This window comes from Actinoallomurus iriomotensis (assembly GCF_030269445.1).
Taxonomy (GTDB): domain Bacteria; phylum Actinomycetota; class Actinomycetes; order Streptosporangiales; family Streptosporangiaceae; genus Actinoallomurus; species Actinoallomurus iriomotensis.
In genome coordinates this window covers 328,904-346,349 of the sequence record NZ_BSTJ01000007.1, presented here as the reverse complement: position 1 = coordinate 346,349, position 17,446 = coordinate 328,904, and the positions used below count along the sequence as shown (strand labels likewise).

Annotated in this window: 20 protein-coding genes; 13 read left to right on the top strand and 7 right to left on the bottom strand. The window is 70.9% G+C overall.

What is annotated here, in order from left to right; genetic code table 11:
• Nucleotides 1-3,291, top strand: a complete 3,291-nt coding sequence (locus tag QSK37_RS28340; RefSeq protein WP_285626956.1) for a DUF4132 domain-containing protein — start codon at nucleotides 1-3, stop codon at nucleotides 3,289-3,291.
• Entirely contained in the window at nucleotides 3,292-4,356 is a 1,065-nt protein-coding gene (locus tag QSK37_RS28335) for a DUF6461 domain-containing protein (RefSeq protein WP_285626954.1), read from the top strand. It begins immediately after the preceding gene.
• 28 nt (nucleotides 4,357-4,384) lie between these two features.
• Here the strand turns inward: QSK37_RS28335 and QSK37_RS51835 are convergent, their stop codons facing one another.
• The 3 genes from QSK37_RS51835 to QSK37_RS28325 are packed head-to-tail and all read right to left on the bottom strand — an operon-like array spanning nucleotide 4,385 to nucleotide 5,336.
• Nucleotides 4,385-4,462 carry a DUF397 domain-containing protein gene (locus tag QSK37_RS51835; RefSeq protein ID WP_432705612.1) on the bottom strand — a complete coding sequence of 26 codons (78 nt, stop codon included), beginning with the start codon at nucleotides 4,460-4,462 and terminating at the stop codon, nucleotides 4,385-4,387.
• Nucleotides 4,463-4,470: 8 nt separating this feature from the next.
• Nucleotides 4,471-4,566: a DUF397 domain-containing protein gene (locus QSK37_RS28330; RefSeq protein ID WP_285626952.1), complete on the bottom strand. Its 96-nt coding sequence runs from the start codon at nucleotides 4,564-4,566 to the stop codon at nucleotides 4,471-4,473.
• The gene (locus tag QSK37_RS28325; protein ID WP_285626949.1) at nucleotides 4,563-5,336 is read right to left on the bottom strand and encodes a helix-turn-helix domain-containing protein; all 774 of its coding nucleotides are present in this window, start codon (nucleotides 5,334-5,336) and stop codon (nucleotides 4,563-4,565) included. Before QSK37_RS28325 ends, QSK37_RS28330 begins: the two co-directional genes overlap by 4 nt.
• Before the next feature lie 111 nt (nucleotides 5,337-5,447).
• Here QSK37_RS28325 and QSK37_RS28320 point away from each other — a divergent pair, with 111 nt between their 5' ends.
• From QSK37_RS28320 to QSK37_RS28305, 4 genes are all read left to right on the top strand, one after another.
• On the top strand, nucleotides 5,448-5,969 hold the full coding sequence (locus QSK37_RS28320) for an ATP-binding protein (RefSeq protein ID WP_285626946.1): 522 nt from the start codon (nucleotides 5,448-5,450) through the stop codon (nucleotides 5,967-5,969).
• Between the two features lie 31 nt (nucleotides 5,970-6,000).
• Nucleotides 6,001-6,360 carry a helix-turn-helix domain-containing protein gene (locus QSK37_RS28315; RefSeq protein WP_285626942.1) on the top strand — a complete coding sequence of 120 codons (360 nt, stop codon included), beginning with the start codon at nucleotides 6,001-6,003 and terminating at the stop codon, nucleotides 6,358-6,360.
• A 22-nt stretch (nucleotides 6,361-6,382) separates the two neighbouring features.
• Nucleotides 6,383-6,895, top strand: a complete 513-nt coding sequence (locus QSK37_RS28310) for a GNAT family N-acetyltransferase (protein ID WP_285626939.1) — start codon at nucleotides 6,383-6,385, stop codon at nucleotides 6,893-6,895.
• A gap of 132 nt (nucleotides 6,896-7,027) precedes the next feature.
• Nucleotides 7,028-7,516 (top strand): GNAT family N-acetyltransferase, encoded by a 489-nt coding sequence (locus tag QSK37_RS28305; RefSeq protein ID WP_285626936.1) that lies wholly within the window; start codon nucleotides 7,028-7,030, stop codon nucleotides 7,514-7,516.
• Between the two features lie 64 nt (nucleotides 7,517-7,580).
• Here QSK37_RS28305 and QSK37_RS28300 read toward each other — a convergent pair whose 3' ends face one another.
• The gene (locus QSK37_RS28300; RefSeq protein ID WP_285626933.1) at nucleotides 7,581-8,516 is read right to left on the bottom strand and encodes an NADP-dependent oxidoreductase; all 936 of its coding nucleotides are present in this window, start codon (nucleotides 8,514-8,516) and stop codon (nucleotides 7,581-7,583) included.
• A gap of 104 nt (nucleotides 8,517-8,620) precedes the next feature.
• Here QSK37_RS28300 and QSK37_RS28295 point away from each other — a divergent pair, with 104 nt between their 5' ends.
• Together QSK37_RS28295 and QSK37_RS28290 are read left to right on the top strand one after the other, a co-directional pair.
• On the top strand, nucleotides 8,621-9,040 hold the full coding sequence (locus QSK37_RS28295) for a winged helix-turn-helix transcriptional regulator (protein WP_285626931.1): 420 nt from the start codon (nucleotides 8,621-8,623) through the stop codon (nucleotides 9,038-9,040).
• A gap of 86 nt (nucleotides 9,041-9,126) precedes the next feature.
• Complete coding sequence (locus QSK37_RS28290; protein WP_285626929.1) at nucleotides 9,127-9,435, top strand: hypothetical protein; 309 nt, start codon at nucleotides 9,127-9,129, stop codon at nucleotides 9,433-9,435.
• Here the strand turns inward: QSK37_RS28290 and QSK37_RS28285 are convergent.
• Nucleotides 9,428-10,015: a DUF416 family protein gene (locus tag QSK37_RS28285; RefSeq protein WP_285579993.1), complete on the bottom strand. Its 588-nt coding sequence runs from the start codon at nucleotides 10,013-10,015 to the stop codon at nucleotides 9,428-9,430. The genes QSK37_RS28290 and QSK37_RS28285 overlap by 8 nt on opposite strands.
• Before the next feature lie 33 nt (nucleotides 10,016-10,048).
• Nucleotides 10,049-10,624: a dihydrofolate reductase family protein gene (locus QSK37_RS28280; protein WP_285626927.1), complete on the bottom strand. Its 576-nt coding sequence runs from the start codon at nucleotides 10,622-10,624 to the stop codon at nucleotides 10,049-10,051.
• A gap of 269 nt (nucleotides 10,625-10,893) precedes the next feature.
• Here QSK37_RS28280 and QSK37_RS28275 point away from each other — a divergent pair, with 269 nt between their 5' ends.
• Nucleotides 10,894-12,792 (top strand): WD40 repeat domain-containing serine/threonine protein kinase, encoded by a 1,899-nt coding sequence (locus QSK37_RS28275; RefSeq protein WP_285627574.1) that lies wholly within the window; start codon nucleotides 10,894-10,896, stop codon nucleotides 12,790-12,792.
• Between the two features lie 110 nt (nucleotides 12,793-12,902).
• On the opposite strand, the gene QSK37_RS28270 is transcribed toward QSK37_RS28275, so the two are convergent.
• Nucleotides 12,903-13,100: a hypothetical protein gene (locus QSK37_RS28270; protein WP_285626925.1), complete on the bottom strand. Its 198-nt coding sequence runs from the start codon at nucleotides 13,098-13,100 to the stop codon at nucleotides 12,903-12,905.
• Nucleotides 13,101-13,250: 150 nt separating this feature from the next.
• Between QSK37_RS28270 and QSK37_RS28265 the strand changes: the two genes are divergently transcribed.
• The 4 genes from QSK37_RS28265 to QSK37_RS28250 all read left to right on the top strand — a co-directional run bounded on the left by QSK37_RS28265 (nucleotide 13,251) and on the right by QSK37_RS28250 (nucleotide 17,441).
• Nucleotides 13,251-14,228, top strand: coding sequence for a glycoside hydrolase family 113 protein (locus tag QSK37_RS28265; protein WP_285626923.1), 978 nt, complete (start codon nucleotides 13,251-13,253; stop codon nucleotides 14,226-14,228).
• A gap of 47 nt (nucleotides 14,229-14,275) precedes the next feature.
• Complete coding sequence (locus QSK37_RS28260; protein ID WP_285626921.1) at nucleotides 14,276-15,922, top strand: ankyrin repeat domain-containing protein; 1,647 nt, start codon at nucleotides 14,276-14,278, stop codon at nucleotides 15,920-15,922.
• A gap of 47 nt (nucleotides 15,923-15,969) precedes the next feature.
• On the top strand, nucleotides 15,970-16,617 hold the full coding sequence (lipB, locus tag QSK37_RS28255) for a lipoyl(octanoyl) transferase LipB (protein ID WP_285626919.1): 648 nt from the start codon (nucleotides 15,970-15,972) through the stop codon (nucleotides 16,615-16,617).
• 107 nt (nucleotides 16,618-16,724) lie between these two features.
• On the top strand, nucleotides 16,725-17,441 hold the full coding sequence (locus QSK37_RS28250; protein ID WP_285626917.1) for a hypothetical protein: 717 nt from the start codon (nucleotides 16,725-16,727) through the stop codon (nucleotides 17,439-17,441).
• The last annotated feature ends 5 nt before the right edge of the window (nucleotides 17,442-17,446 follow it).

The window sequence follows — 17,446 nt, the reverse complement described above, 5'->3', positions numbered from 1 at the left end:
GTGGGAGACAACCATGCTGCGACAGCGGACGAGGACGCCCTGGACATCCCGGAGTCGTGGCGGCGCCGGCTGTATCCACGGCGCGGCGGGCGGCCGGGACCGGCGGTCAAGGTCGACCGCTCGGCGGTCGCGGACGTACGCGAGAAGCTCCAGCGGATGGAGGCCGCGCGGCCACTCGCCGAACGGGCCGATGTCGAGCCGGGCCTGGCCGAAGCGGCACGGGAGTACGTCTCCGGCGGCGCGAATCCGCTGGGTGCGGCCGTGGCCGCCACGCTGCTCCTCGGCGAGCGGCCGGGCTACTACGCGATCGAGAAGCTCGCGGTGCCGCTGGCGGACGCGTGGGTGACCGAGCACGGGCTGCCTTTCGCCGCCTGCGCGTTCGCCGAGTTCAGTCAGCTCCAGTGGGACTCTTCCGAGCTCCGGCTCATCGGGGACGGAAGCAGTGCCTCGTCGGTCGTCGCGAGTCCCGCGGCGAAGGCCGGTGTGCGGCTGCGGGGCCTGCTGGCCGTCGCCGGCGACCGTGAGTACGCGGAGGCCGTCGACGGCCTGGCGGGGCGCCGCCGCACCGCGTCACAGCGGGTGGTGGTCTCCTTCCTGGTGCCGTCCCGGCACGACTGGGTGGAAGAGTGCTGCGCCGCTCCGCCCGACACCAGGCACGAGGCCCATTTCTGGTGGATGCTCTACTGCTCGCTGGGATCGTCCCGCCATGTGGAGCTGATCGCCCCGCACGGAGTCGTCTTCCACTATTCGTGGAACCGGTCGCACCTGGTCACCCTGCTGGACGGCGTCGGCACGGACGCCACGCCCTTGCTCGTCAAGGCCTTCGACGCCGATCTCTACCTCACGGACCTTCGCAAGCTGATCCTGGAGACGCTCGCCATCGTGCCGAGCGACGAGGCGTTCCAGGCTCTGGTCGACCGCGCCGACCAGAAGTACGTGCGGGCCGCCCTGCTCACGGCGATGACGCACTTCCCCGCCCGGGCGCTGCGGCTCCTGGCCGGTGCGCCGCAACTCGCCGATCTGCTGGCCGCGCACGCGCGGACGCACCAAGAGCTGGTGGCCGAGTTGCCGCCCGCGCTACAGGACGCGATCGGTTCGCTGGACGACCAGGACCGGCTGCCGGACGCCCCGGCGGACGCGCTGCCGCGACCGCTGGCCGACCCGCCGTGGCTGCGCACCACCGCGCCGGCCGAGCCGGTCGTCGTCAACGGGCTTACTCCGCCCGCCGAGCCCGGGATGCGATGGGAGCCCGGTGAGCAGGAGCAGTGGGCCAAGACCGATCAGCGGCACAGGGTCCCGGACAGTGACGACTGGGACAAGCTGATCGAGGAGTTCCGCGCCGGGAAGGCCAACGGGTACGGATTCGGCGTCCTCACGTACGGCCCCGTGGAGAAGGTCGGCCCGCTGCTGGCCGACTGGTCCCCGCAGCTGTGGGAGGCCGAGATCTGGCTACGGCCGATCGTGGCCCGGTCCGGTGTCGACGCGCTGCCGGTCGCACGGCGGATCGCGGAGGCCGACCCGGCCGGTCTCGCCGATCGGGCACTGCCGTTCCTGGACGCCGGTGTCGCGCGGGTGATGGCCGAAGGCCTGGCCAAGCCGAAGCGTCGCAAGCTCGCGCTCTCCTGGTTCGACCGGCATGGCGTGGACGCGGTGCCTCTGCTGGTGCCGGCCGCGCTGGGCAAGCCGGGCGCGCCGCGCCGGGAGGCCGAGGCCGCGCTGCGCCTGCTGGCCGGAAGGCACGGGAACGAGAGCGTCGTCGAGGCGACGGCGCGCGTGCACGGCGACGAGGCGGCGGACGCTCTGAAGGCGCTGCTCTCGGTGGATCCCCTGGAGCTGCTGCCGAAACGCATACCGGTGGTCGGCGAGTGGGCCGACGCGATACGGCTGCCGCAGATCCGGCTCCGTGGCCGGGACGACGCGCTCCCGGCCGATGCCGTCCGCCACCTGCTGACGATGCTGGCCATGTCCAGGCCCGACGAGGTGTACGCGGGCGTCGGGATCGTCAAGGACGCCTGCGACGCCGGTTCGCTCGCCGCATTCGGATGGGCGTTGTTCGAGGAGTGGCAGCGGGGCGACGCGCCGGCCAAGGACGGATGGGCACTGACGCAACTCGGCTGGTTCGGCGACGACGACACCGTCCGCCGGCTGACGCCGCTCATCCGCAAGTGGCCGGGCGAAGGCGGCCACGCCAAGGCGGTCGCGGGCCTGGACGTCCTGGCCGCGATCGGCACGGACGTGGCGCTGATGCACCTGTACGGCATCGCGCAGAAGGTGAAGTTCAAGGGCCTCAAGGCGCGTGCGCAGGAGAAGATCGAGGAGGTCGCCGACGGGCTCGGCCTGACGGCCGAGCAGCTGGGCGACCGGTTGGTCCCCGACTTCGGCCTGGACTCCGACGGCGGGCTGGTCCTGGACTATGGGCCGCGCCGTTTCGTCGTCGGCTTCGACGAGCAGCTCCGGCCGTACGTGGCCGACGAGGGCGGCAGCCGCCGCAAGGCCCTGCCCAAGCCGGGCGCCAAGGACGACCAGGAGCTGGCCCCCGCCGCGTACCAGCGGTTCACCGCGCTGAAGAAGGACGTGCGCACGGTCGCCGCCGGCCAGATCCGGCGGCTGGAGTCGGCGATGGTGGCCCGGCGCCGCTGGACGACCGAAGAGTTCCGCCGGCTGTTCGTGGCGCACCCGCTGATCTGGCACATCGCGCGGCGTCTGGTGTGGGTCAGCGAGGACGGCGGCAAGGCGACCGCGTTCCGCGTGGCCGAGGACCGCACGTTCGCCGACGTCGACGACGACGTGCTGACGTTGCCCGAGACGGCGCTCATCGGCATCCCGCACCCGCTGGAGCTGGGCGATGCGCTGGACGCGTGGTCGGCGGTGTTCGCCGACTACGAGATCCTCCAGCCGTTCCCGCAGCTCGGCCGCGAAGTCCACGTCCTGACCGACGCCGAACGCGCCAGCCGGCGACTGAAGCGATTCGAGGACGTCACCGTACCGCCCGCTGCCATCCTCGGCCTGGAAGGCCGAGGATGGCAGCGCAGCTCCCCGATGGACGCCGGAATCCAGTTCTGCGTCTTCCGCGAGGTCCCCGGCGGCCGGTACGTCAACATCAAACTGGACCACGGCATCGTCATCGGCTACGTGGAGGACAGCCCCGACCAGAAGCTGGAGGAGATCCGGCTCGACGACCGCCCGGAAGACGGCTACTGGTCGCCGAGACGCGAGGGGCTGCCCTTCGGCGACCTGGACCCGGTCACCACCTCGGAAGTGATCGCCGAGCTCACCGACGCGGCGTCCTGAATGTCAGCACGTCATTTCGACCGGTACGAAGAGCTGCTCGGTGAGATCTACTGCCTCACCTTCGTTCGCGGCGTCGACGAGACCGGGGCCCTGCTGCGCATGGGCGGGTTAGCGGACACGATCCGGCCCCGCCCGCTGGCCCACGTGTGGCAGGAGATGCGGTCGTACGAGGCCGGATACCCCACGATCGCCCAGGCGTTGAACGCCGGACCGTGGACGGTCGTCATCGAGCCGAGCGGGGTCCACGGGTCCGGCGCCCAGTTGCTGAACGCCGTGTCACGGGGCACCGAAGCGGTGTCGGTGCTCCGCCACGACTACGCCGATGACCACCTCGCCTACAGCGTCGACGGCGAGCTGGTGACCGAGCTGGTCGGCGCGAAACCCGCGATCCGCCGCGGAACCGAACCGGACCGGATCCTCCCCCAGCTACGCGCCGCCGGCCTGGATCCCGAGGGACCTGACGACGGCGATCCCCTGATACACCCCCATGTCGGGATCTTGCGTCTCGTCGGTCAGATCACCGGCTTCCTGCCCGACCTCACCGGCGGCCCGCTGGCGAGTGCCCACCTCGAACCATGGTTCAACGCGACCGAACCCTCGGCCGTCCACCGCCTCTCGCACGAGGAACTCGCCGACGCCCTGACCGCCGTCCCCGCCTCCCTGCGCCGCACCATCGCCGTACGGGAGGTCCGCCGCCTGACCGAACTGCTCGACGTCGCCCATCACCGGGACGTGTCCGAAGCCCTGGATACGGCCGAACGCGAAGGAAGCGTGGCCGTACCCGCCGGCTCCGCCCTGGGCCACCGCGTACGCGACTGGCTGATGAACGGAAGACGCGCCCACCACGTACTGACCGACCCCACCGAACGCCACCGCATGACCGAAGAAGAGAGAATCCAAGCCACCCGCCTGTGGTGTCTGGCCGGAGCACTACGCGGCGCACTACGGTCCGACTCTCCCGCAGGCGCGTTCGAGGCATTACGCCCACTCATCGTCGACGTCTTCGACTGGGCCGACGACGCCTCCCACCGCGCCACGCTCCTAAGAGAACTCCACACCCACTGACCCGCGCCAGGAAGCGCTTAGCGACAGCTCACTCGCCGCCCTCTATGACGGCAACCTGCACACAGTCGCCCCCCTGGTTGCCGCTGCGGGTGCTCTTGCGCCACACCGGCGCGCTCACGCTGACTCGCTGCTCTCCGTGACGGCGACCTCGACACAGTCACCCTCCTGGTTGCCGCTGCGGGTGCTCTTGCGCCACTCGGGAGTGCTCATCCCATTGCCTCCATGTACTGCTTGATTAATACACGAGACTGATCTTCAGGCAACGCTTTTTGCCCAATTCGGTCATACCGAAGAACGTACGACTGGACTTCCGTGGGGGAAAGCACAAGCCTTCCGCCACCGGTCGCCTCGGTGAATGCCACATCCCCCGAGGGTCCCGTCATCACTTTGAAACTTCCGTTCATGCCGTAATGGGCTCCTGCCACCTTCGGCACGACGCGTATCCCGACGTCCGGCCGCTCCGACACCTCGAGCAGATGAGCGAGTTGCTCACGCATCAGATCCGAACCTCCGACGGGCCAGTCGAGTATGTTCTCCGTCAGTAACACCCATAGTACGGGCGGGGTTTCGCGGGTCAAGATCTCCTGACGGGCCATACGCCTCGCGACTATCTCATCGGTATTCGAGACACCGCTTGCTGCGACCAGCGCGTGCGCGTACTCCCTGAGCTGGAGCAACCCGGGCACGACTTGAGTCTCGTAAACCTTGATGACCAGGGCCTCGGACTCGATGCCGAGATGCTGCTTGAGCCAGCTCGGATCGTGGCCGAGGCGGGCGTACCAGAGCAGCGTGGTGAAGTGGCCGCCGGTCTCCCAGCGGGCGTCCAGGATCTCCATCTGGCGTTCCGTTGGCTTGGCCTCGTTGTTCTCCAGGCGGGAAATGGTGGATCTTCCGCAGTTGAGCAGGCGGGCCACGGCGTCGCCGGACAGGCCGCGCTGCAGGCGGTAGTAGCGCAGGTCATGGGCCAGCCAGGCCCACATCGATGACTTCGGGTCCGGGGATGGCTTGGGGAGCACGGCGCACCTCCGTGATGTCCATAATCTTCCAGGTCTTGAGTGGAACGGCGACAGATTAACCCGCCCCATGCATTCTTGTTCGCAGTTCTGGACGAAAAAGCGAACGGCGAGGAGGGCGGCGGATTGCACGCGGCACCGGATACGAAAACCTGCGGCGAAGAGTGTTCATCGCCGCAGGACATGGCGGAGAGCCGCACGTATCGGCTTCCGCTTCCTCCTCATCCGATCGCGGCCGAGCAGGCGCGCGTATTGATGAAGATAGCGCTCGCTGATTGGAAGATAAACGACATTATCGACAACGCCCTCATTATTGTCGCCGAGCTAGTCACGAATGCCGTGAAACTCGGTGACGTCTTTCACCTCAGCCTGTCCCGCCAGGGCGACACCGCCCTCATCGAGGTCACCGATCGCAGCGAGGCCTCCCCCGACCGCCGGCGGCGGTCCCTCGACCGGGTCGACGGACGCGGGCTGCTCCTGGTGGAGGCGTGCTCCCGCGACTGGGGCTGGCGCCTGGAAGAGCCCGGCGGCAAGACCGTGTGGGCCCTGGTCGAGGGCCCCGACACCGGTGCGGCGCCGCCGTGCGGCCCGCGGATGTGAGTTACCCGTGAACGTCCGACGGAAAGAGATCATGCGAGACCAGGATGACCTGCTGAAACCACGGGAGGTGGCGGAGATCTTCGGCGTCCGTACGACGACGATCGCCCGCTGGGCGCGAGAGGGAAGGCTGACACCGTTGCGTACGCCGGGCGGCCACCGCCGGTACAGCCGCGCGGCGATCCGCGACGTGCTGGAGCGATCGGCGCCCGAAGAGACCGACCAGCTGATGGCCGAGGACGCCGCCCGCCTGTACGCCCAGGGATGGAGCATCCGGCAGGTCGCGGAACGCTTCGAGTGCAGCTACGGCACCATGCGCCGCATTCTCCGCGAACGCGTACCCCTGCGAAAACGCGGCCATGTCGACTCCCCCACTCCCCGCGAAAGGTCGTGAGCCGGCCGCGACAATGACCCACATGCGCATCCGTACGGTCCGCGAGGCCGAGCTGCCGGTCCTGCGCGCGATCGAGCGGGCGGCCGGCGAGTGCTTCCGCGACGTCGGCATGCCCGAGATCACCGACGACGAGCCGCTCCCGGTCGAAGTCCTCGCGGCCTACCGCCGGAACGGCCACGCATGGGTCGCGACGGACGCGACCGACCGGCCCATCGCGTACCTGATCGCCGAGGTGATCGACGGCGCGATGCACGTCGAGCAGGTCTCGGTGCACCCGTCCGCCGCGCGACGCGGCATCGGCCGGACCCTGCTCGACCACGTCGCGGACGTCGCGACGAAAGACGGCCTGCCCGCCCTGACACTGACGACCTTCGCCGAGGTGCCGTGGAACGCCCCGTACTACGAAAAGTGCGGATTCCAACGGCTGGACGACACGAAACTGACACCCGGCCTACGAGAAATCCGCCGACGAGAGGCCGCACACGGCCTGGACCGCTGGCCACGCGTCTGCATGCGCCGCGACCTGAAAACCTGAAGGGACGCTCCGACCCCAGCCGGTGGGGGGCGTGGGGGGGCGGAGCCCCTCACATCGGGGGTTCCAGGGGGTCGCCCCCCTGGACCAACACTGTCGGTGGGGTGCGGCAGACTGCGTCCCGAGGTGAGGACGATGACGGAGATAACACTCGAGCCGTGGGCCGAGGACGACCTTGATCTGCTGCGACGGCTCAACACGCCGGAGATCTGGGCCCACCTGGGCGGCCCGGAGACCGAGGAGAAGGTCGTGGAGCGCCACAGGCGTTACCTCGACCTCGGCGAGCCGGGGCGCATGTTCACCGTGGTCCTGCCGGGCGGCGTCAAGGCCGGCACGATCGGCTACTGGGAGCGCGAGTGGCAGGGCGAGACGGTGTACGAGACGGGGTGGAACGTCCTGCCGGAGCACCAGGGACGCGGTATCGCCAGGGCCGCGGCCTTGGCGATCATCGAGGAGGCCCGCGCGGAGGGGCGCCGTCGTCGCCTCCACGCGTACCCGTCCGTCGACAATCCGGCGTCCAACGCCATCTGCCGTAAGGCGGGCTTCACGTTCGCCGGCGAACACGACTTCGAGTTCCCCAAGGGCCATTTCATGCGCTGCAACGACTGGCGCCACGACCTCTGACCGTCTTGGGCGGCGTCGACGCACCGTGGTGGAGCGGAGGGTGACAGGGAGCGCCCCCTCGGCATCACGGCGTCAAGACGAGACGGCCTCTCAGGCCGCCCTTCTCCAAGCGCCGGTGGGCCTCGGCGACCTGTTCCAACGGCAGGGTTCCGGCGACTCTCAGCGTGAGGGTGCCCGCCTCGGCCAGGGCGGCCAGGTCGCGCAGGCGTTCGCCGTCCGCGTGGATCCAGTGGTTGAAGACACGGATGCCGCGCAGCGGCGGCGGTGCCGCACCGCCGACCACCGCGGCGAACGCCCCGCCCGATCGCACCGCGTCGAGGGCGGCCACGCCGACCGATGCGGCGTCCAGGGCCGCGTCTACGCCGCCGGGCTCCAGGGCACGGACCGCCTCGCCCAGCCGCGCGGTGCGCGGGACGAACTCCGCCGCGCCCAGTTCCCGTACCAGCGTCTCGTCGGCGGGTGCGGCGACGGCCGTCACCCGGAGTCCGCGTGCGGCGGCGAGTTGCACCGCGTAACCGCCGACGGCCCCGGCCGCGCCGGTCACCAGCAGCGTGCCGCCGGGCGACAGGCCGAGCCGGTCGAGCGCCTGGACGGCGGTGAGGCCGTTCAACGGCAGCGTCGCGGCCTCGACCGGCGACGTGCCGGCGGGCGCGGCGGCGACGGCGTCCGCGTCGAGGACGACCTGGTCGGCCTGCGTACCGAGCGGCACGTCGAGCCGGTCGGACAGGCCGATCACCCGGTCCCCGGCGCGCAGCCCCGTGACGCCCGGCCCGGTCCGCTCGACGACGCCCGCCACGTCCCAGCCGATGCCGGTCACCTCGCGTGGCGGCATCAGGCCCGCCCCGGCGAGCGCGCCTGAACGGGTGGCCACGTCCACCGGGTTGACCGTCGCGGCCTCGACCCGGATCAGTACCTGGCCCCGCGCCGGGACCGGGACCGGGACGTCGGTGAGCCGCAGTTCCTCCGGTCCGCCGAAACCGCGAATGACGACCGCTCGCATGAGATCTCCCTACGTTCGAAGAGGCTTCGGAACGACTCTAAGGAGAGCTACTCTCTGATGGAGAGTACGCACTTCGAGGTGCGTACCGTACGCCGAGGAGAGCCATGGCCACCCGCACCGCCGCCCAGCGACGCCAGGACGCGCGTGTCGCGTACGACGCCTACCTCGCGACGTGCCCGGCCCGGACGCTGCTCGACCGGATCAGCGACAAGTGGGTGAGCCTCCTCCTCAACGCGCTCGCCGGCGGTCCGCAGCGCTACAGCGACCTGTCCCGCACCGTCGCCGGCGTCAGCCAGAAGATGCTGACCCAGACCCTGCGGAGCCTCGAACGCGACGGCCTGGTCTCCCGTACGGTCACCCCCTCGGTCCCCGTACGGGTCGACTACGAACTCACCCCGCTCGGCGTCAGCCTGCTGCCCGTGATGCGGGCCATCAAGGACTGGGCGGAGACGCACATCGAGGAGGTCGCCGCCGCCCAGGGGGCCTACGACGCACAAGTAAATGCCCAGGAACGTCATTCGTAATATGCGAGTGCAAAGGGGGTGGTCGCCAGCGGTAGGCGGGTACGACTGCCATCGCCGACAGCGCACTGACACCATCAGGAGGACGCATGCTCGATCGCAGTGCGCTCTACGCCATGGTCTTCCTGCTGCCGGCCGTGGCCTGCCTGACGGCCGCGCCTGAGAGCCGGGCGTCGACCCGCGCCGGGCTCGCCATGTACTGGGGAGGCGGCGACCAGCACAACGGTAATGGCAGCCACAACAGAGTCTCCGCTCCCTTCAACAGCCCCAACTTCATCCGCGGAGCCCAGACCATCATCAACGCGAACTCCGGCGGCGCGACGGTGACCCAGACGCAGCTGTGCAAGCGAAGGGTCCGCTGCCGGCTCTCGGAGAAGTCGCACCTGGTCATCAGATAGCCGGGGTTCGCAGCTCGGCGAGGACCCGAGCCGTGGGTCCCGAGCGTTCCAGCATGTCCAGGTCGCGCAGTTGGCGGCGGTTTTCCTTCTCCACCAGCGGATCGCTCTCCGCGAGGGCGTCCTTCCGCCGTGAGAGGGCCTCGGCCAGTGCGGCGTCTCGGCCGTACCGCAGGCAGTGCAGCGTTTCGGTGACCCGGCCGTGGACGGCGACATGACAGGCAGCGGCCGCGGCCCAGGCGGCGTGCACGGCGTTCTCCGCCAGCGGGGTGGCGGCGCCGTTCACCACCCGCCACGCCTCCCACGCCCTCGTCCCGGCGAGGGCGAACCCGAAGTCCGCGGCGACGAACGCCTGTTCCATGCAGGCCACGCCCACGGTGACGACGTCCAGGGCGGCCCCGTGCTCCAACCGATCCCACACGCCGTCGAGAGCGCTCCGCAGCACCGCCGGATCACCCTGCCCGGTCTCCTCGTGAAACCGCCGGAAGTACGGCAGGAGCCGACCGGCCACTGACGCCGCGAGAGCCGCCCGAGCCGCGAGGGAAAGACCGCCGAGACGGTCGCCGACCTGCCTTCCGTCCACGACGCCAACCTATGGCGGCCGCCCCGTCGCCGGTCAGGCGTGTCGGGTCGGGCGGTAGGTCAGGATCTGCGTGTGGCCGTCGAAGGTCCGGGCCGAGAGCAGTTCGAGGTCGAAGTCGTCCGCGCCGTCGAAGATCCGGTCCACGCCGGTCGTCCCGGAGATCACGGGGAAGACCGTCACCTCGATGGTGTCGATCAGGCCGGCGTTCAGCAGCGCCCGGTTGAGCGTCAGGCTGCCGTGGGAACGCAGCGGCACGTCGGATTCGGCCTTGAGCCGCCTGACCACCTCGACGGGATCGCCGGACTCGATGGTCGTGTCCGGCCAGTCGAGCGGCTCGGTCAGCCGGCGGGACAGCACCGTGACCGGAGAGTCGAACATGCGCGTGATCCACCCGTCGAACAGGCCGCGGTCGAAGCCCGGGCTGAGGAACGGCGCGTTCGAGGAGTAGGTCTTGGCCCCGAGCACCATGCGCAGCGGGTCGCGGTAGGCGGCGGCGCGATACGCGAGGAATTCGGGCCCCTGCTTGCTCCAGTAGCCGCCCCAGTCGCCGTCGTGGTCGGCGAACCCGTCGAGCGTGGAGAAGACGTCGAAGGTGTACGTGGCGGTCATGGTGTCTCCTCATGAGAAGCCGGTCACGCCGCGCCCTGCGGCGGCCTCACCCCTGCTACGAACACCACCGCCCCAACCCGACACACTTCCCGGATCTCTTCCAAACCTCTCCGCGGAGGAGGGACGCTGAGACCTCAGCCCGTGGGGGGCGTGGGGGGCGGAGCCCCTCACATCGGGGGTTCCAGGGGGTCGCCCCCCTGGACCAGCACCGCCAAAACAGATGATTCCGAGATGCACGCTTCGCGTCCGGTTACGCTCGGAGCGTGACGATGGGGAGTGAGCGACTCGTCGGTGGGAAGTACCGGCTGATCGAGGTCCTCGGGGAAGGTGCCATCGGAGTCGTCTGGCGGGCGCACGACGAGTCACTCGGCCGTGATGTGGCCGTCAAGGAGATCCGGCTTCCGGCCGGTCTGGACGTCGAGCAGGTCGGGGCGCTGCGGGCGCGCACCCTTCGGGAGGCACGCGCCGCCGCGCGGCTGAGTCATCCCGGCATCGTCACCGTGCACGAGGTCGTCCGTGACGACGGCCGGCCGTGGATCGTCATGGAGCTGGTCCACGGCCGTACGCTCGCGCGGGTGCTGAAGGAGGACGGGCCGCTGCCGCCTTCGCGGGTGGCGGAGATCGGCGCGCAGATCCTGACCGCGTTACGCGCGGCGCACGCCGCCGGTGTCGTGCACCGTGACGTCAAGCCGAGCAACGTCATCCTGGACGGCGACCGTACGGTGCTGACCGACTTCGGCGTCGCCTCGCTCGACGGCGGCACCGTCCTCACCGAGACCGGGGCCATGCTCGGCACGCCGTCCTACATGGCGCCCGAGCAGGCGCGCGGCGCTGAGGCCACGCCGGCGTCGGACCTGTGGTCGCTGGGCGCGACGATGTACGCGGCGGTCGAGGGGCAGCCGCCGTTCGACGGGGAGACGGTCGCCACCGTCCTCGTCTCGCTGCTGACCACCGACCCGCCGGCGCCGGGCCGGGCCGGGCCGCTGGCCCCCGTCATCGCGGGGCTGCTCGCCAAGGAGCCGAGCATGCGCATGCCCGCCGACGTCCTCGCGGCGCACCTCTCCCGCCTCACCGGCGGCGAGCCCGAACCCGCCGAGCCGCCGCCCCCGGAGGCGGAGGAGGAGACGGCGCCGCCACGACGCCGCCGCTCGCGTACGCCGCTCCTGCTCGCCCTCCTGTTGACGCTCGCCCTGGGCGTCGCCGCCGCCGCGATCTGGCTGCCCCGGCGTCCCCCGCACCGGGCGCCGGCGGCCGCGCCCGCCCCGCCGGTCGTGCACCTCGGCATCCATTTCCCGTCCACCCGGCTGAAGTCGGACACGAACATCTTCTCGGTGGCGTTCAGCCCGGACGGCAGGAGACTCGCCTGCGCCGGGTCGGACACGACGGTCCGCCTGTGGGACGTGGCGCGGCGCGTCGAGCTGGCACAGTTACCGGGCCACACGGCGCCGATCGAGGGCGTGCGGTTCAGCCCCGACGGCCGGCTGCTGGCCACGGCCGGCGACGACCGGACGGTACGTCTCTGGGACCTGTCCTCCGACCGGCAGCTCGCGGTGCTGTCCGGGCACCGTTCCGAGGTCTGGTCGGTCGACTTCAGCCCCGACGGACGTTATCTGGCCAGCGGTTCCCGTGACCACACCATCCGTGTCTGGGACGTCCGGACGCGCCGGACCGTACGCGTCCTCCGCGACGACCGCGGCGCGGTGACCTCGGTGCGGTTCAGCCCGGACGGGTCCCTGCTGGCCGCGGGCGGGCTGGACCACACCGTACGGCTGTGGAACACCGCGTCGTGGGCTCAGGCCGCGGTGCTCGACGGGCACGCCGCGCCGGTGCACGCGATCGCCTTCAGCCGTGACGGGAGGATGCTGGCCAGCGGCGGGGAGGACGAGAAGGTCCTGCTCTGGAACGTACGGACCCACCTGGGCATGGGCGTGTTCACCGGGCACCGGGGCGTGGTGGACGCCGTCGCGATCAGCCCGGACGGCCGGACGCTCGCGAGCGCCGGCCAGGACCACAAGGTCCTCCTGAACGGCATCCTCACCAACACGCGGCTCGGGGTCCTCGACGGCCATCAGGGCCGGATCGACGCGCTCGCGTTCAGCCCGGACGGCCGCACCCTGGTCACGGGCGCGGAGGACCGGAGCATCCGGCTGTGGGACCTGACCCGGTAGGAGGGTCCGCCGTCAGGCGAGGGCGGCCGAGCGCGGTTGCCGCCCTCGCCTCGACGGAGGGCAACGAGATACCCCGCCGTTCGCGGCGAGGTCCCCGTGCCACGTGTGGGTCACTTGCTGGGTTCGGGGGTCTTGCAGGAGATCTTCGGGTTCACGCCGACGTAGTTGAGCGGGCCCGCGATGATCGTGACGAGGAGCGTGCCGGCCTGGGAGCAGTTACTCGGGCCGCGACTGTAGTAGTGCCGTTGACCGGCGGCGATGGCGCCGATGATAAGCCAGATGAGGACCACGGCTGTCGTGACTCTCATGAATACCTCCAAGGTCATGGTCGCCGCCTTGATACCCAAAAATTTGCGAAATAGGACACTTGTACTTGCGAATCGTGGACACATCGATCTGCCGGGTGCTCGAGGGCTCGATCACGCTGGTCGCGGGCAAGCGACACGAGAGAGAGCACCATGCGCGGAGGCATCACCTACGACACCGGGTTCCGCCCGGGAGGCCGGCTGTCACGTGAGCGGTTCGACCACGAGACCGTACGGCGCGAGATGCGCGTCATCGCCGACCGGCTGCACTGCGACGCCGTACGGATCACCGGCGACGACGCCGGGCGGCTGGCCGTCGCCGGACGGTACGCGGCCGAGGCCGGGCTGGAGGTCTGGTTCTCGCCGTTCCCCTGCGACCTGACGCCCGAGCCGATGCTGCGCCTGTTCGAGGAGTGCGCCGGGCACGCGGAGGACCTGCGGCGCGGGGACGCGGAGGTCGTCTTCGTCACCGGCTGCGAGCTGAGCCTGTTCGCGGCGGGCTTCCTGCCCGGCGAGGACGTCTTCCAGCGGATCCAGGGCGTCATGTCGGGCGACCCGGAGGTCGTGGCCGCCTTCCCCGCCCTCGTACGGGAGGTGAACGGCTTCCTCGCCGAGGCGGCCGGCACCGTGCGGCGGCGGTTCGGCGGGAAGGTCACCTACGCGTCGGGCCTGTGGGAGGACGTCGACTGGACGCCGTTCGACATCGTCTCCGTCGACGCGTACCGGGACGAGTCGAACGCCGCCGGGTTCCGCGCCGACCTGCGCCGGCGGTTCGCGTACGGCAGGCCGGTCGTGGTCAGCGAGTTCGGCTGCTGCGCGTTCCGCGGCGCGGCCGGCCGCGGCGGCACCGGCTGGATGATCGCCGACCGCCGGTCCTCCCGCATCAACGGCGACTACGTGCGAGACGAGGGAGAACAGGTCTCCTACCTGCGCGAACTGCTGGAGATCTTCGAGGAGGAAGGCGTGGACGGCGCCTTCTGGTTCACCTTCGCCGGGTACGGCCTGCCGCACCGGGCGGACCCGCGCGAGGACCTCGACCTCGCCTCGTACGGGGTGGTGAAGTTCCTCGACGAAACCCGGTGGGAGCCGAAGGAGGTCTTCCACGCCCTCGCCGCCGCGTACGCCCGCTGATCCACCGATAGATTGCGGGCAGTCGTCGGCTCTGGTGAGGAAGTGTCTTGCGGAACGATCACCCGATCATCGAGGCGGCGGCGGCCGGTGACACGGACCGGCTGGCGGAGCTGCTGGACGCCGACCCGGAGTCGGTGAACGTCCGGGGCTGGATGGACATCACCCCGCTGATCGCGGCCACGTGGCGAGCCGATTCCGCGCCGGCGGTCCGGCTGCTGCTCGAACGCGGCGCGGATCCGCTCGCCGCCCGGACGAACGGCGACACGGCGCTGCACTGGGCGGCCGGTGGCGAGGTGGCGGAGCTCCTCGCCGAGGCCGCCGGGCCGCGCGGGCTGGCGGCGCGATACCTGTTCCGCCAGACGCCGCTGCACATCGCGGTCGAGAACGACCGCCTGGACGTGGTGCGGGCCTTCCTCGCCGCGGGCGCCGACCCCGCCGCGCTCGATTCGCGCGGCGGAACACCGCTGGACATGGCCGGCGACCCGCGCGTCGCACGGCTGCTGGTCGAGGCCGGAGCTCCGCACCGGACCGGCGGGCCGGGCCTGCCGCTGCACGACGCCGCCCGGCGGGCCGCCTCCGACGAGGACTGGGTGCCGGTGGTCGAGCTGCTGCTCGAACGCGGCGCCGATCCGGGACTGCGCGACCCGTTCGGCGCGCTGGCCTCGGACCTGACCGGTCCGGGTGAGCTGCGAGAACGACTGGTCGCCATGGTGGAAGCGTCCGGGCGCCCGGTGGAACTGACGTTGGACGAGGCCGCGGTGAGCCCGCAGGGGCGTGTCGCGGTCCACCCGGATCGGCCGGAGGCGCTGACCACCGCGTTCTCCGGCGCGGTGCTCGTACGGTGGCGGCTGGCACCGTCGATCGCGCCGGTCGAGGTCATCCGGGTGGGCGGGCGCAGGCCCGTCCGCGGCCCGTACGGCGGGGGCACGGCGCTGGCCTTCTCCGACGGCGACTCGGTGTGGTCGCGGGACTGGGCCGACCTCCGGCGCTCTCGTGAGCTCCCCTTGGAGGCGCTCCCGGACGACATGTACGGCACGCCGGTGCCGTCCCCCGACGGGCGGTATCTGGTCGTCCCCGCGTCTGAGTGCGTGCGCCTGATCGACCTTGGTCGCGGCGAGGCGGTCTGCGAGCCGGCCGGCTTCGGCGACTGGAGCGTGGTGCCGCGGTTCAGCCCCGACGGGACGGTGCTCGCGGTCGGCAACTCCATGCAGGGCACGTGGTGGCCGACCGTGCTCGACGTCGGCGACGACGGGAACCTACGGAAACGCTACGAGCGCACGACCGGGCTCCCCACCGGGAAATGCCCCGAGATCGTCACCGACGTCGCCTTCGCCCCGGACGGGCGCAGGTTCGCGACCTGGGTCCGTCCCGACCACGGCCGGCGCGGACCTCGCGGGCTCGTCGCCGTTATCTGGACGCGGTCCGGCGAACCCGCCTGGGACCTGCGCATCGACGACGACATCGCGCCGGGTCAGGCCGCGTCGGCGTCACTGTGCTTCACTCCCGACGGCGCGTGGCTGGCCGTCGGCCTGGACTCGGGCGTCGTGTGGCTGGACGCCGAGACCGGCCGGGCCGCGGGCCGGGACGACACGACCGGCGCGGTGAACGCCCTGGCGGCCCGTGACGGCGTCGGCGTGCTCGCCGCCACCGAGCGCGGCCTGCGCCGCGTCGATCCCCCGGCCCGTAGCGCCTGAGCCCGGACGATACTGGCTGGTGTTCATCAGGCTCGTCGGAGGGTGACATGCTCGAACGCGTCGACCTGGGTGAGGTCGAGTACGAGGACGCACGGCAGCGGATGGCGGGATGGGTGAAGGAGCGCCGTGAGGGTCTCGCCGGAGACCGGCTGTTCCTGCTGAGCCATCCGCCGATCGTGACGTACGGCCCGCGCACGTCCGCCGCCGATCTCCCCGCCGACCTGGGGATACGCACGGTGGAGGTGGACCGGGGCGGGTTCGCGACCTACCACGGTCCCGGGCAGCTCGTCGGTTATCTCGTGGCGGACATCGGCCGGCACGGGCCGGTCGACATCGTCCGCTGGATGGAGAACGGCCTCATCGAGGCGCTGGGCCGCCTGGGCTTCCCCGCGCTCCGCCGCGACACTCCGCCGGGTTCCACCAGCCTGGCCGGCGTCTGGACCCCGGACCATCACAAGGTCGCCTCGATCGGCATGCGGATCCGCCAGGGCGTCACCAGCCACGGCTTCGCCCTCAACGTCGACCCGGACATGAGCGCCTTCGACCGCTTCACGGTCTGCGGCCTGCACGACGTGACCATGACGTCCCTGCGCCGCGTCGCCGACGCACGCGGCCTGCCGACGCCGTCGCACGCCGAGGTCCGCGACACCGTCGCGGACGCCTTGATCGGCGGCTCCACCGCCTGGAGCCGCTGAGTCGACCGCGCGTTACCAAAATCGTTGAAGCGTGCCGATGCGGCCGATCCTCCCTGATACTTTCCGGCTCGAATTCAGACGTTGTCATCAGGCGGGGGTGCACACGCATGCGGAAGAGGCTTTCGGCGCTGGCGGCGGCCGGGTCGGCGATGGTCGTACTGGCATCCGGATCGGCTGCCACGGCCGCGGCGGAGAATTACGGCGACTACTCGCGCATGTTCTCTCGCTCCGCGGGCCAGTACTGGTCCGGCAGCCAGGTCGGGGGCCAGTGGGCCTGGAGCCCGCAGGACTCATCGACGAGCGACATCTCCTGGGGAGACCCCGCGCAGTGGCCGCCCGCCTACGCGGAGCGCTTCGTCCGCCGCGGCGACTGGGTGGAGCTGGAGGGGTACTCCGGCGGCCAGGGCAAGCCGGTCACCCAGGTGCAGCGCGTCACGTCGGAAAAGATCGGCGACGCCGGCTGCGGAAACATGACGGATCTGCCTTCCGACGGCGGCCGTCAGCACTACGTGCGGTGGACCATTCCGTCCGCCGGCTACTGCCTGGACGCGTCCGGCACCATAACGTCCCCGGCCGCCGGCACGGTCGTCCACTTCCGCCACAGGCAGCGGTGGACCGCGCCGGCGTCCTGCTCCAACGCCTACTTCACCGGCCGGACCTGCCTCAGCCAGCACGAGCAGTGGTGGGACGACAACGGCCACGCCTACAGCCTGCGGATCGACCGCACCCAGTACATCGCCCGCGGCCTCGGCATGGCCTTCGCGATCCGTCAGACCGTCCCGAGCACCTGGGCCGCGGACGGCCGCTACTACTGGTCCTGGTAGGGAGG

What these genes read in the sequence shown, in the direction of transcription:
- QSK37_RS28335 (WP_285626954.1), top strand. Translation starts at nt 3,292, where the DNA reads ATGTCAGCACGTCATTTCGACCGGTACGAAGAGCTGCTCGGTGAGATC.
- QSK37_RS28330 (WP_285626952.1), bottom strand. Translation starts at nt 4,566, where the DNA reads ATGAGCACTCCCGAGTGGCGCAAGAGCACCCGCAGCGGCAACCAGGAG.
- QSK37_RS28325 (WP_285626949.1), bottom strand. Translation starts at nt 5,336, where the DNA reads ATGTGGGCCTGGCTGGCCCATGACCTGCGCTACTACCGCCTGCAGCGC.
- QSK37_RS28315 (WP_285626942.1), top strand. Translation starts at nt 6,001, where the DNA reads ATGCGAGACCAGGATGACCTGCTGAAACCACGGGAGGTGGCGGAGATC.
- QSK37_RS28310 (WP_285626939.1), top strand. Translation starts at nt 6,383, where the DNA reads ATGCGCATCCGTACGGTCCGCGAGGCCGAGCTGCCGGTCCTGCGCGCG.
- QSK37_RS28305 (WP_285626936.1), top strand. Translation starts at nt 7,028, where the DNA reads ATGACGGAGATAACACTCGAGCCGTGGGCCGAGGACGACCTTGATCTG.
- QSK37_RS28300 (WP_285626933.1), bottom strand. Translation starts at nt 8,516, where the DNA reads ATGCGAGCGGTCGTCATTCGCGGTTTCGGCGGACCGGAGGAACTGCGG.
- QSK37_RS28295 (WP_285626931.1), top strand. Translation starts at nt 8,621, where the DNA reads ATGGCCACCCGCACCGCCGCCCAGCGACGCCAGGACGCGCGTGTCGCG.
- QSK37_RS28290 (WP_285626929.1), top strand. Translation starts at nt 9,127, where the DNA reads ATGCTCGATCGCAGTGCGCTCTACGCCATGGTCTTCCTGCTGCCGGCC.
- QSK37_RS28280 (WP_285626927.1), bottom strand. Translation starts at nt 10,624, where the DNA reads ATGACCGCCACGTACACCTTCGACGTCTTCTCCACGCTCGACGGGTTC.
- QSK37_RS28275 (WP_285627574.1), top strand. Translation starts at nt 10,894, where the DNA reads ATGGGGAGTGAGCGACTCGTCGGTGGGAAGTACCGGCTGATCGAGGTC.
- QSK37_RS28270 (WP_285626925.1), bottom strand. Translation starts at nt 13,100, where the DNA reads ATGAGAGTCACGACAGCCGTGGTCCTCATCTGGCTTATCATCGGCGCC.
- QSK37_RS28265 (WP_285626923.1), top strand. Translation starts at nt 13,251, where the DNA reads ATGCGCGGAGGCATCACCTACGACACCGGGTTCCGCCCGGGAGGCCGG.
- lipB (WP_285626919.1), top strand. Translation starts at nt 15,970, where the DNA reads ATGCTCGAACGCGTCGACCTGGGTGAGGTCGAGTACGAGGACGCACGG.
- QSK37_RS28250 (WP_285626917.1), top strand. Translation starts at nt 16,725, where the DNA reads ATGCGGAAGAGGCTTTCGGCGCTGGCGGCGGCCGGGTCGGCGATGGTC.